9 protein-coding genes are annotated in these 13,244 nt (G+C 59.9%); 6 read left to right on the forward strand and 3 right to left on the reverse strand.

The features are described 5' to 3' along the window. The 3 genes from ACRC0P_RS12180 to ACRC0P_RS12190 all read right to left on the reverse strand — a co-directional run. Positions 1 to 1,703, reverse strand: a 1,703-nt coding sequence (locus tag ACRC0P_RS12180; RefSeq protein WP_438631254.1) for a hypothetical protein, incomplete at its 3' end; no start/stop codon positions are given. Between the two features lie 165 nt (positions 1,704 to 1,868). Next, on the reverse strand, positions 1,869 to 5,003 hold the full coding sequence (locus tag ACRC0P_RS12185) for a DUF6531 domain-containing protein (protein ID WP_438631256.1): 3,135 nt from the start codon (positions 5,001 to 5,003) through the stop codon (positions 1,869 to 1,871). A gap of 25 nt (positions 5,004 to 5,028) precedes the next feature. Next, a complete protein-coding gene (locus tag ACRC0P_RS12190; RefSeq protein WP_438631258.1) occupies positions 5,029 to 5,892 on the reverse strand; it encodes a Stp1/IreP family PP2C-type Ser/Thr phosphatase in 864 nt (287 codons plus the stop codon). A 213-nt stretch (positions 5,893 to 6,105) separates the two neighbouring features. On the opposite strand from ACRC0P_RS12190, the gene ACRC0P_RS12195 reads away from it, so the two are divergent. From ACRC0P_RS12195 to icmH, 6 genes are all read left to right on the forward strand, one after another. Further along, positions 6,106 to 6,888: a transposase gene (locus ACRC0P_RS12195; RefSeq protein ID WP_438631260.1), complete on the forward strand. Its 783-nt coding sequence runs from the start codon at positions 6,106 to 6,108 to the stop codon at positions 6,886 to 6,888. Positions 6,889 to 6,890: 2 nt separating this feature from the next. Next, positions 6,891 to 8,390 (forward strand): type VI secretion system contractile sheath domain-containing protein, encoded by a 1,500-nt coding sequence (locus ACRC0P_RS12200; protein ID WP_438631262.1) that lies wholly within the window; start codon positions 6,891 to 6,893, stop codon positions 8,388 to 8,390. Positions 8,391 to 8,511: 121 nt separating this feature from the next. Then, positions 8,512 to 10,281, forward strand: a complete 1,770-nt coding sequence (tagH, locus tag ACRC0P_RS12205) for a type VI secretion system-associated FHA domain protein TagH (RefSeq protein WP_438631264.1) — start codon at positions 8,512 to 8,514, stop codon at positions 10,279 to 10,281. 28 nt (positions 10,282 to 10,309) lie between these two features. Further along, positions 10,310 to 10,951, forward strand: a complete 642-nt coding sequence (gene tssJ, locus ACRC0P_RS12210) for a type VI secretion system lipoprotein TssJ (protein ID WP_438631266.1) — start codon at positions 10,310 to 10,312, stop codon at positions 10,949 to 10,951. Between the two features lie 31 nt (positions 10,952 to 10,982). Beyond that, complete coding sequence (gene tssK, locus ACRC0P_RS12215) at positions 10,983 to 12,320, forward strand: type VI secretion system baseplate subunit TssK (RefSeq protein ID WP_438631268.1); 1,338 nt, start codon at positions 10,983 to 10,985, stop codon at positions 12,318 to 12,320. A gap of 2 nt (positions 12,321 to 12,322) precedes the next feature. After that, positions 12,323 to 13,198, forward strand: a complete 876-nt coding sequence (gene icmH, locus ACRC0P_RS12220; RefSeq protein ID WP_438631270.1) for a type IVB secretion system protein IcmH/DotU — start codon at positions 12,323 to 12,325, stop codon at positions 13,196 to 13,198. The last annotated feature ends 46 nt before the right edge of the window (positions 13,199 to 13,244 follow it).

Below are 13,244 nucleotides of genomic sequence, written 5' to 3' on the forward strand. Positions count from 1 at the left end.
GGCATACCATCACTATCATAATCGCTATCCAGTGGATCAAGCTCCAGAAGCCATTCATCCAACTCTGACAATCCATCCTCATCGCTATCCAGCGACATATCGTGATCCAGTGTTCCAAAGTAGATGTACTCCCAAGAGTCCTTGATGCCATCTGCGTCTTCATCAACGGGGCCGGGAATATAGATATCATCGATCCAGGCTGCGTCTGAGCCTGTATTCTCCGATCTATCTTTTGAGTACACCCACTTAAAGTTGTGCACCCCGGCTGTTACCGGAAAGGTCACCCTTTTGTATGGCACATTCCCAGACCAGGTTCCCTTCAGTTCTCCATCAATATAGAACTTCAGGTAATCAGTTCCCTCGGAACTCACCGATAAATAGAAGAACATTTCACCGTCAGGTGTATTAACGGCAACTTCTGTGCTGCTGCTTTGGTTATGGGTGATGTTTCCAGATCTAGCAGAATAGACCCCGGAATTCGGATTAGAATCATCAATTAGCCAAGAACTGTTGCCTCCCGGTTTCCAGTACCAGACATTAAATCGAGCCTCCTCAAAGTCAGCCAGATTGAAATCATCGGAGGGTGTATTCCCTATAGCATTGGGATCAGATCCAGCCATATATTCGTGAATATTTGACCAGCCATCCCCATCAGAATCCGCATAGGCGTCATCTAGTAACGGGTTTAACTGATTGGCAACTTCCCAGCCGTCTGGCATACCATCGTCGTCGGTATCTGCGTTACAAGGGTCGGTTTCCCCTGCATCAACGAGCCCATTCCTGTTGATATCCTCTTCACTATCGAGCAGCAGATCGCCATCGGTATCACTCTTGTTTTTGTCGGTGCATCGCTGGTCTTCGATATCATCTGGAATGCCATCGGAATCTGTATCGAGCGGATTGAATGACCAAGCAGAACTGGATACCTGAGCGCCGTGATTATCTACAGCAACAACTTTCCAGTAGTAGGTTTTCCATGGGTCAAGGCCGGAGAGCTGCTTCTCGGTTTTGGCCAAACCTTGTTCAAGCAGAGTGGGCTCTAGTGATTCACCGAGGTAGATATCATATGTAACAGTGTCATCCGGATCAGGATCTGTCACTTGACTCCACTTCAGGACAACATTTTTATAGCTCGTATATAGATTATTGGTAGGGCTAACTTGGCCTGGCGCTGCTTCTGGAGCGCTATTGGATGTGCCGAAGCTCCACACAGGGCTCTCAGCAATGGCATTGTGATTATCTCTGGCAACCACCTTCCAGTAATAAGTTCTTTCCGAATACAGACTGCTTGCAGTGATGCTCTCGGCTTCAAGTCCGGACTTATAGAGCTGCGGGCTTTGCTCCAGACCGAGATACACATCATAAAATACAACGTCATCACCGTTTGCCTCAGAGCTGCTCCAGGACAGCGTGACTTCTCCTGGGGCAACTCCGCTGGCACCAGTTTGAGGAGTTTCATCTGTGGGGACGGAAGGTGGGGTATTCTGGCTATCTGTGGAGGATGTGAAGGATAGAGAGTTCGCTAAAGCATCGTAGCTGTAATCAATATCCACTGAGCCTTGATGGCTCGCTCGGATCAATCGATCCGAATCGTCGTATTGGTAAGTAATCTCTTCTGCGTGTGACAACCAGGGAATACAAAGGATAGTCGCACACAGAAAACGCTGTATTCCATACCACCCCGAAGAAAGTCCGCCTTCCATACTGCGAGTATCCTATAACATCATTGTTTATTTTTTTTATCCGCAATCCTTGGATATACATCGCATCCGAACTCGAACATTGCCCATATAGTGGGCAATGTTCGATCTCAGGATTGTGGAGAACAGCAATTTAAGCGGTATTCTTACACGATTTACTTCCTGCATTCAATTTGAACTTTCGACTCTTACCTCCGCGGTCTCCCCTTGCCTTTGGGTTTGGGGAAGAAGCTCATCATCCCTTGGTGGGGGATCACATTCCGGAGCGCCCGCGTTCAGCCAGATCCGCAACTGCGGGTGCCAGTAGCCCCGCCAGCTGTAGTAGAGGCCGGTTTCGCTGTCCGCGAGCAGGCCTCTTCCACGCCAGGGCCCGCAGTCGCTCTGGCCTGTGACTGGCCCCGGATTGTCCCCGGCCTTCCCGCCGGTCCTCCACAGCTGTTCCCCCCGATGGTCGAAGAGGGCCAGGGGTGCTCCCTCCGGGTCCACCAGGTAGTGGGCCATATCCTCCTGCCGCCAGCGGCACAGCAGGTTTTTTTCCACGGGGTGGTGGAGGTAGTGGGTGGCGGGCTGTGATTTCCCGTTGAGGGCGTGGGTCTCGCTCCATATGCCCAGGCTGTACCAACAGTTGCCGACCCGGCGCTGGCGGGTGGATTTTCGGTGGGTACTGAGTTTGCTCAGCCGCCGCCCGAAGGGGTCGTAGCGGAAGTAGGTTTTGAAATCACCGCACTCGGCGCTGCTCAGCAGGCCCCAGCCGTCGTACTGGTAGCGATATTCCCGCTGCCGCTCTCCCGGTCTCCGCTCCACGGTGATATTGCCGCGCAGGTCGCGCTCAATTCCCTCAGGGTGGGATGGCTCCGGTTGCGGGGCCGACAGGCTCAACGGGGGCGGGGAGGCGAACTCCCAGCGCCCCTCGCCGGCTTCCACGGCGGCCAGCTGTCCGTTCCGGTAACTGTGTCGGCTGTGTGTTTCGCCCTGTATCCGGTTGATGCCCTGGTCCTGATCCTCGCTGCGCAGGGCGGCCTCGCCGTTGGCGTCGACACCGTAGAGCCCGCCGCCGGGGGCGAAGGTATAGGCCAGGTCGAGGCTGTCGGAGCTCGAACTTTTCAGCCAGCCGCGGCTGTCGTATTTGTGCCTGAGGCTGACGCTGCCGCTCTCCCGGCTGTCGTGGTGTTCGGCCACCAGCAGATTGCGTTGGTCGTACTGGAAGCGGACGGAGCTGAATGCGTTGGCGGCCTGTACCAGCCGCTGCTGGCGGTCGTAATGAAACTCGCACTGCTGGCCGTTGTTGTTGCGGATTTTCTGTTGCCCGCCGGTTTCTGAGCGGTGGAAATACCAGCGGATGTCGTTGTCGCGGAATTCCCGCACTTCGCCGTTGGCATCGTAAAACCACTGCCACAGGCGGTCGCCCGAGTCGGTGCAGGAGGACACCAGGCCGAAAAGGTCGTACTGCCAGGCAATTTCAACGGCATCGCCCCGCAGTCCGGCGAGCTGCCCGAAGTCGTTGTAACGCATCTGCCATTCCCGGCCGTCGGCGAAATGCAGGTGCCGGCAGTTGCCGGATTCGTCGTAATCCCAGTGCAGGCTCTCCCGGGCGCCGGCGCGGACGGTGCAGGGGCGCCCGCGCTCGTCGTAGTCCAGCGCATAGCGGTGCTCGCCGATGCAGATATCCCTGAGTTCGCCCGAGGGGCCGTAGTGCCACTGCCGCCGGGTTTCGTTGTCGACAATCAAGGCCGTCAGCTGTTGCCAGTGGTTGTACTCGAACTTCCACTCCCGGCCGTTGCGCTGTATCGACAGGAGTTGCCCCTGGCTGTCCCAGCCGAGTTCGACCCGCCCGCCTTCCGGGTCGACGAGCTGGAGCAACTGCCCCCGGTCGCTGTAGTGGAACTGCCACTGCTGTTGCGTCGGGTCGGTGATTTGCTGCGGCAGGCCATGGTCGTTGTACCGGTACTGCCAGACCTGGTCGCAGTGCTCCTGCGCGGCAGAGAGCAGTCCGCATTGGTCGTAGAGATAGCGATCGGTGATGTCGCCCCGGGTGCGGCGGACCAGGTGACCCAGTTCATCGCGGCGATAGATGCTGCGTTCGCCGTCGGCGGCGGTGATCTGGCACAGGTTTCCATACAGATCGTAGAGAAAGCTTTTTTCCCGATCCCCCTGCCGCTCGCTGATCAGTTGTCCCGAGCCGTTGAATTTCCAGTGCACCGGGTGCCGGTCGTCGGTGTGCAGGGTGCAGCGCCGCTGGGCCCGGCGCCAGCTCAGGGTTTGCACGAGCCGGCCGGACTGCAGTTTATGGCAGCGCCGCTGCCTGTCGTAGTGAAATTGCAGGCTTCCCGCGCTGCCGCCGTCGATGGCTGCGAGCAACTCGTCCCGGTACTGGTAGCGCTCCCGCTCCAGCGCGGTGGCAACTTCGATCAAGGTCTCCCCTTCGTCGTAGCGGTATTCGCTCAGGATATGCCGGTCGCCTGGGGCGTGGCTGTTGACCAGCTGTTCGATACGCTGTTCCCGGCAGCGGAATTCCACCACCCGCCCCCAGGAGCTTACGATTTTTGCGGGCAGGCCCTGCTGGTAGTCCACCGTGAGCGAGTTGCCGAAGTTGTCGCGTATCTCAACCAAAGGGAGCGCATTGCTGACGCCGTCGGCGCGAAATATTCGTTGCGCCGGGGCAAATCCGGTGATCCGGTAGCTGTGCAGGCTCTGGCGGTGGAGCAGCAGGCGCTCAAAACGGTTGTAGCTGCCGTGCCCGATGGGGGGCAGGGAGAAGGGGACAATGCGGCCGTCCGCGGTGTGCAGCTCCGCTTTTCCGTCAAGAATATGCAGCTGTTCGCTGAGGCTGTGCCGCCAGCCCGCACCCAGCCCGAAGTCGTCCGTATGGCTGTGCCGGTAGAAACGCTGCCAGTGAAACGGCAGCGGGCCGGGAATGACGGCGTCGGTTCGGCTGAAGGCCACCTCGCCGTTGCAGGCGATCACGTGGTCCGCGACCCGCCGGCAGTGCTCCAGGGCGGGCAGGCGCTGGCCGTTCGGGTTGGCGCCGGCTTCGCTGGACATTTGTATCGGGCCGCCGTCGAGTCCGGCGAGGCGGCGCCGGTGCGGTGCGCGGGCCAGGCTGTAAAAGTTGGTTTCAATTTCCGGTGGCCGCGGCCACGCTGGTCCCAGCGGGTGCTGTGCATTTGTTGCGGGATTGCCAACAAGGTTCTGGTTCAGCCAGCGGCAAAAGGCGGTGGGATTTCCGGGCTCGATATCGATGTCGGGGGGGCGCAGGAACTTGAGCAGCTGCGGGATGTGGTTGACCAGACTTTCCGGCGTCATAGCGATTCCCTTTGCAGAGGCTGGTTCAGCGCTGTTCTTTGCGTACGGTAATGTCTTCTTTTTTCGGTCGCAACGTGATGGTGTCGGGAGCGCTTTCGGCCAGAGCTTCCGGCTGGTTGTTGAACTCCAGGACGCCGGCGCTGATGTTGTCCCTGCCGCCCAGCCGGTTGGCGTCATCGACAAACCGATATATGCAGTCGAGAGCCGGCCTGTGGGTTGCCAGAATCTGTTCTATGGCGCGGTCGTCGAGGTATTCGGTGAGGCCGTCGCTGCACAGCAGCAGCAGGGCGTTTTCGGTGAGCTTCCAGCTGTTGATGATGGGTTCAACATGGTCCGAGACCCCGAGCGCACGGGTGATGTGATTGCGGATACTCGACTCCTGTGCCTGTTCGGGGGTCAGCTGGCCGCTGTCGATCATTTCCTGGACGACGCTGTGATCCCGGGTGAGGCGCTGCAGGCCGTAGTGGTTCCACAGGTAGGCGCGGGAGTCCCCCAGGTGGGCGACGATCAGAAAATCGTGCCAGATCACTGCCAGTACCAGGGTGGTCCCCATCTGAGACAAGTGGGGGTGGGCGCTCTTGGCGCTGAGGATTTCCCGGTTGGCGGCGTGGATCGCATTCACCAGGGACGCGCGGAGGGCGGCTTGCTGCTGCTCGGGCGTGCAGGAGAAAAAGGCGCCGTCGAGCTGGCTGTCCAGGTGGTGTTTGAGGGTGTCGGCGGCAATTTTGCTCGCAGTCGCACCACCGCTGTAGCCGCCCATGCCGTCGGCGACTATGACATAGGCGAAGGGGTGATCGGGGTCGGTGTGGCACCGAATACTGTCTTCGTTGACTTCACGGACTCGACCTACGTCTGTCCGCCCGCTGACCGCCAGCCTGATGGGCTCCATGTCCGCCGGGACCCCCTTGGTTGTATCGTTCTTGGTTGTACCGCTCTCGACAGGTTTGGGAGGATTTGGTTGTAACCCCACCGTCACAGGCGGGTGATTCTAACTTGGTGTGACAGGAAGTTTGAAATTTTTTTCCTTGTTTTGCGATAATGGGCCGGATTTCACGGTGAAGCTAGGCGGTACGCCTGTGCAAGAAAAGGATTTGCCTACCCTATGCCCCGTCTACCACGACTCAACCTGATAGACATCCCCCAGCACATTGTCCAGGTAGGCCATAACAACTTGCCCTGCTTCTTCGATGAGGAAGATTACCAGTTCTACCTCATCAGCTTGCGCAATGCGGCAGATCAGTATCGTGTGGATGTCCATGCCTATGTGCTCCTACCCAATATGGTGCAGATCATCGCCACGCCGAGGGTACCCAACGGCATCTCTTCGATGATGCAGTCCCTGGGCCGGCGCTATGTCCAGTACGTCAACCACCGCTACAAGCGCTCGGGCACCTTGTGGCGGGGCCGCTACAAGTCCAGCCTGATCGATTCCGATGCCTACCTGCTCACCTGTTATCGCTATGTGGAACTCCGGCCCCTGTACCTGGGGCTGGCCGACTCCCTGGAGAACTACCCCTGGTCCAGCTTCAATCACCACGCCGACAACGTAGAAAACGAGGTGATTACCGACCACCGGCTATACCTGGCCCTGGGGGAGACCCCGCGGGAGCGCGCGCAGGAGTATCGGTCGCTGTTCCGCTACCGCTTTGACCGGCGCCTGTTGGACTACATCGCGGAAACGATCAAGGTGGGGCAGGTTTTGGGAGGCGATGCGTTCAAGGACAAAATTGAGCAGATCGCCAACCAGCGGGTCAGGCCCCTGAAGCGCGGACGGCCGCGCAAGTCGAAAAAAACTGCGGCCGACAAGGCTCCAGAGGTTGTCGCCGTCGCCGAGAGCGCGACCAGACAGCCGGAAAACCTCGAAGCCACGCCAATGGAAACTTAATTTTGAATCCAATCACCACAACTTCCGGCACCACCATCTTTCACGGCGAAGAGGGTGAAACCTTCCAGCCGGCATCCGGCGAAGTGCTGAAGGTGGCTATTCTGGGCGACTTCAGCGGGCGCTCCAGCCGGCGCCTGTGCGAGCCGGAAACCCTGTCACAGCGCGCGGCCCACCGCCTGGGCAAGGACAGTTTCGAGTCCCTGTTCGAGCGGCTCGGCGTGCGTTTGCAGCTGCCGGTGATGGATGAGCCTCTGTCCCTGCTGGAGTACGACGACCTGCACCCCGACTACCTGTACAGCCGGGTGCCGCTTTTCAGGCAGTTTATTGAATTGGAAAAACGCCTGCTGAATCCAGCGGAATTTTCCAGGGCTGCGGAGGAAATCCAGCAGTGGAAGCCGGAACTGCGCGGCGTCGACGATCCCCTGGCGAACGCACCGCTCGGCGGGGAGTCCATGCTCGATGCAATCCTCGGCTCCGACAGCTATCGGGACAGTTACCGCAACAGCGATCAGGGACGGATCGACCGGCTGATCCGCGACATAGTCGCCCCCTATGTGCAGCAAACGCCGGACCGGCGCCAGGACACCTACCTGCAGGCGGTAAAAGAGGCGGCCTCCGAGGCCATGCGCAAGCTTATGCACCACAGCGATTTCCGCCAGTTGGAGGCCAGTTGGCGGAGTCTGCACCTGTTGTTGCGCCGGGTGCAGGACCACCCGAATTTGCACCTGTATCTGATCGATGTCAGCAAGGAAGAGCTGATGGCCGATCTCGCCCAGGCCGAGAGCGATCTCGAAAAATCCCAGGTTTTCAAGTGCCTCGTGGAGCGGGAGACCATTTCGGGCAGCCGGCCGTACAATCTGATCGTCGGGGATTTCTTTGTTACCGACGAAGAGCGGGACCTCCATTGGCTCATCGATCTCTCCACGATTGCCGAGGCGGCGGGAAGCGCCCTGCTTCTCGGGGCGGACCCCCGTCTGGCCGGCTGCCCCAGCCTGGCGGGCTCCCTGGACCCGGATGACTGGCACTATCCCCTGTCCGGGGAGTTCGCCGAGAGCTGGCTGGCGGTGAGAGAGTATTCCGGCAGCGAGCACGTGGCCCTGGCGGGCCCGCGCTTTATGCTCCGCCTGCCCTACGGCGCCGACTCGGCGACGACGGACTGCTTTGAATACGAGGAGTTGACACCGGAACACGGCCACAATTATTACCTCTGGGGCAACAGCGCCTACCTGCTGGCGCTTTCCATCTGCCAACAGTTTTCCGCGGCGGGGCGGCCGGTACCGGTTTTGTCGGCGAGCTATGAAGACCTGCCTCTGCATTTGCGCGACCTGCCCCAGGGGCGGTGGATGACACCCTGTGCCGAAGCCCTGCTGACCGACAGGGCGGCGGCGCGGTTTGAGAGTGCCGGCATCAGCACATTGCGTTCGGTTCAGGGGCGCGACCAGATTCTGCTGCCCCGGCTGCAGTCGCTCGCCGGCGGCGGCCTCAAAGGGCCCTGGAGCTGATCTGTAATCCGCGGGTGGGAATATGCGGATAACGAGGTAAAAGAGTGGCACCATGGCGGCAGTGTCGGCAGTATGCCCTGTCGCAATTGCGAAATAACACTACAGCGCGAGCCAGAGTGAAATGGATCTGATCCTCTCCGTGTTGGCGGACCCCAAGGGTGCCAACATGCTTAAGCACACCAAACTTTTCACCCCCACCGGCGGCAGCCTGGGCCGTGCAGACGGCAATGATTGGGTGTTGCCCGATCCGGAGCGGGTGGTGTCTTCCAAGCACGCGATGATCGCTTTCGGCGACAACCAGTACTATCTGGTGGACAACAGCACCAACGGAACCTACCTCAACCAGGGGGAGAACCCCATCGGCAAGGGCAACCGGGTTCCGCTGAACGAAGGCGACGTTATCGGCGCCGGGGACTACCGGTTGAAGGTGACTCTCCGTCGGCCACAGGCCGAATCGGACCTGCCAAAAGGGCTCGGCGAGGCGGACTTCCTCGACAGCGCCGACCGCACTACCTTCAGCCCCGCCGCCGCCGCCAAGATGCAGAGCCAGGCGGAGGCGCAACAACTGGATAGCTGGCTGGAACCGGGGGCGGGCTCAGGGGCGTCCCATTCCGGGGAGTGGGGATACGTCGGCACCAGTGCGGGCAACCCCTCTTCCGACAGCCTGGTTTCCCCGAACCCCGAACCCGTGGATCCACTGGCGGTGTTCGGCTCATCCGGAAATTCAGGTTCCGGTGAAAGCTGGGACCCCCTGGCCGGTTTCGACAGCGGGGCGAACACGGCGTCGGGCGGCCAGTGGGAGGACGACGACTGGTGGAAAGACGGCAGTGGCCAGGACCACGCGCCGGCGGACCAGCATGCGATGAGCTTTGCCGCACAGCAGTCCCCGGCGGAAACCCCGGTGGTGGAGCCGGTGCAGCAGCAGATACCTCAGCCGCAACCACAGCCGCAACCCCCGGCCCCGCAACCGGCGGAGGCCGACAACCCCTTTGCGGAATCCTTCGCTGTCATGCAGGGGCAACAGGTGGACGGAGCCCCCGGTTTTAACGCCGGCGGGCAACCCACCGAGGGCTTTTCCCACCCCTCGCAACAGTTTTCCCCGCTGCAGCAAAACTCGCCGCAGCAAATTCCACAGCAGCAGAGCCCACAGCAGCAAATTCCACCGCAGCAAATTCCACCGCACCAGGACCCCTTGCAGCAATCCCAGCCCCAGCAAATCCCACCACACAATGCCGGGCTTCAGCCCAGTCCCGCGGGCGTGAGCCCGGCCGCGGCCCCGGAGCCGCCACCTCCTTCCCCGCCGCCGGCGGCAGGCGTGGATACCGGTGCGCTGATGGCGGCGCTGGGCCTGAACCTTCCCCCTGAGCAGAGGCAGCAGCTGGACCGGCAGGTGTCCGCGATTGTGCAGGAAACCATAGCCCGCCTGATCGATCTGCTGCGCGCCAGGAGCAGCATCAAAAACGAGCTGCGGGTGCAGCGCACCATGATCCAGACAGAGGCGAACAACCCGCTGAAATTCAGCGCTACGGCCGCCGACGCACTCGGTGTCATGTTTTCCGGAAACGGAGCCTTCATGTCGCCCCAGCAGGCGGTTGCGGATGGGTTCGATGACCTTTCCGATCATCAGGTGGCAGTGTTGGACGGTATGCGTGCGGGCTACGATGCAATGCTGAAATTTTTCAGCCCGGAGAACATCGAGCGCCGCGTGAGCAACCGGGGCGGTGTCTTTGGCAGTAAAAATGCCAAGAACTGGGAAGGTTTCAAGGAGTTGTACGGAGAGCTGGTAAGGGACCCGGAAGCCTGTTACCGACGCATTTTCGGCGACGAATTTGCCACCACTTACGAGTACAGATTGTCGGAGCTGAAAAATCAACGACATCTGAAAGATTAATACAAATAACAAGACCAAGGATATTGTCATGTCTGCTAGTAAAGTTTTCAGGCTGCTGCTGATCGGGCTCCTTGTCCTGTCCGTTGCCGCCTGCCAAACCACTCGCCGCACATTGAATTTTGACACCAGTGTCGAGCTGGCCGTGGATGCCAGAAATGATGTGAATCCCGATAACGACGGCCGCGCGTCGCCGGTTGTGGTTCGTGTCTTCATGCTCGCCGACGATCGCCAGTTTTCACGGGAGGACTTCCTCAATCTCTATGAGAACGCGGAGTCCAGGCTGGGCAAGGACCTGCTCGACACGGTAATTCTCAAGGAGTTTGCACCCGGTGAGCGGCGCCTGGAAAAACTGAACCTGACCCCGGAAGTCAAATATATCGGGCTGCTGGCGGAGTTCGTGCAGTACCAGGACGCGGACGCGCTGATGCTGTTGCCGATAACCGATCACAAGGCCAATGAATATCAGGTAACGCTCGCGGAAAGATGGATAGGTTCTCCGACGTCATTGTCGCGGCGGAGCCGGCTATCCGACAGGAAGCCACAGAGTGGAAGCTCTTCGCCCGAAAAAGACGATACGGTAACCATCTCCAACGCCGAGTACGAGCGCATGCGCGAGCGACTCGAGCAAATGGAGAAGGGCAACAAAGCAATCGAAGGTCTGAGCCGCTAATCAGGGGTTACAGCTCCGTTAAGGAAGAAACATGTCGGCGAACAATAAGGTTATTTGGGGTGAGGGCATGTTTCTGCGCCCTCAGCATTTCCAGCAGCAGGACCGCTACCTGGAACAATTGCTGCAGGCGCGAACGGCCGCCCTGGGGCCCTATACGTGGGGCATCGTTGAGTTGGCCATCGACAGTGAGCCGCTGGCCATGGGAAAGATATCGGTATCCCGGGTCAACACCATTTTCCCCGACGGTACACCGATGCTCGCTCCGGAGAACGAATATCTGCCGGAGGTTCTCGAAGTCCCGGTACATACCAGGGATGAAGTCGTCTACCTCTGCGTGCCGATGAAGAGGCCCGGGAGCCAGGAGTCGGTGCGCGATCAGGAGGATTTTCCCCAGGCGCGTTATCAGACATGTAACTTTGATGTCCGCAGCAGCGCCTCGGCGTCCGGCGAATCGGCGCGCATCCAGGTGGGCAAGCTGCGCGCCTGTTTGAAGTTGGGCAGCGATGACCTCAGCGGCTATGCGGCAATCGGTGTTGCCAGAATCCGCGAGCGGCAGCCGGAAAAGCCGGTGGAGCTGGACTCCGACTATATACCGCCGCTGCTGAATTCCGAGGCTTCCCCGGTCATCAAGGCCTATATAGAGGAAATCAGGGGACTGCTGGATCACCGCGGTTCGGCGCTGGGACACCGCCTGAGCGACAGCGGCAGGAGCGGTTCGGCGGAGATAGCCGATTACCTGCTTCTGCAGGTGATCAATCGTTTTGAGCCGCTGTTGGGCCAGCTGACCGCACAGCCGCGCCTGCACCCCCACAGTTTTTTTCTGGAGCTGCTTCAGTTGGCTGGAGAGTTGTCCACATTTACCTCGCCCAGCAAGCGGCCGCCGGTAATTCCCGGTTATTCACACGAAAATCTGCAGCAGAGCTATGCCGGATTGTTTTCCGCACTGCGCCAGTCGCTGTCGACGGTACTGGAGCAGACCGCCATTGCAATGGAGCTGGTACAGAGAAAGTTCGGAATTTTTGTTGCGCCGATCACCGACCCGTCGCTTGTCAAAACCGCCAGCTTTATCGTGGCCGCGAAAGCCGATATGCCCGGGGACCTGCTGCGCAGCCGTTTTCCGGGCCAGGCCAAGGTCGCCCCGGTGGAGGCGATTCGCGAGCTGATTTCCGCACAGTTGCCGGGGCTCACCCTGCGCCCGCTGCCGGTGGCGCCCCGTCAGATCCCCTATCACGCTGGCTTTACCTACTTTGAGCTGGAGCGCACGGGAGAGCTGTGGCAGGCAATGCAGAGGTCCGGGGGGGTTGCCGTTCACCTCGGGGCGGAATTCCCCGGGCTGACCATGGAGCTCTGGGCAATAAGGAATAACTGATCATGAACAATGATGACTTCAAACCGCCACGCGCTCCCACTACGGGGGACCGCACCGTCGTGGTGCCGACTCCCGGAGCGGCTTCCGGCGGGAGAGAGCCCGGGCCCCAGGCCCCGGCTTTTTCCGGGGCGGATATACAGCAGGCGATCCGGGTAAGAAACAGTCTCAACCCGCTGGTGTCCGCCGCGTCGAAGCTGCTGGGGGTGATCATCAAGCTGCGCACGACAATGAGTCACGACAATGTGCCGGACCTGCACAAGCGACTCACCAGGGAGATTCAGAGTTTTGAGCGCGAGGCCAAACAGCTTTCCATCTCCGCGGACACCGTGCTCACGGCGCGCTACCTGCTCTGCACCGTGGTCGACGAGGTGGTGCTTACAACCCCTTGGGGAACGGCGAGCGGGTGGAGCCAGCACTCCCTGCTGAGCCTGTTTCACAAAGAGACTTTTGGCGGCGAGAAGTGCTTCGTTATCCTGCAGCGCATGCTGGAAACTCCGGGCTCCCACCTGGAGGTCCTGGAGCTGTTCTACCTCTGCCTGAGTCTCGGGTTTCAGGGGAAATACCGCCTTGCCCAGCGCGGCCACGAGCAGCTGGAACAGATTCGCGACAATCTGTATCACACCATAGAGAGCCATCGCCCACCGATGGAAAGGGATTTGTCCCCCCACTGGCAGGGATGTGTCGAACGGAAAAACCGCCTGATTCAGTACATCCCCCTCTGGGTGATCGCCAGTGTCGTGCTGGGCGCTCTGGTACTGACCTACAGCGGCTACCGTTGGTGGTTGTACGAAAGTGCGACGCCGGTGGCTGAAAACATAACCGGGCTGGTCGCCGACAGCAAAGTCGAAAGCAAAGAGAGTGCCGAAGCAGCCCGCTGATATCGGATTAATAGTGTTCCAGTGCCGCTCGGCCCTGGGGGATGGA

Source organism: Microbulbifer sp., from assembly GCF_051659245.1.
Taxonomy (GTDB): domain Bacteria; phylum Pseudomonadota; class Gammaproteobacteria; order Pseudomonadales; family Cellvibrionaceae; genus Microbulbifer.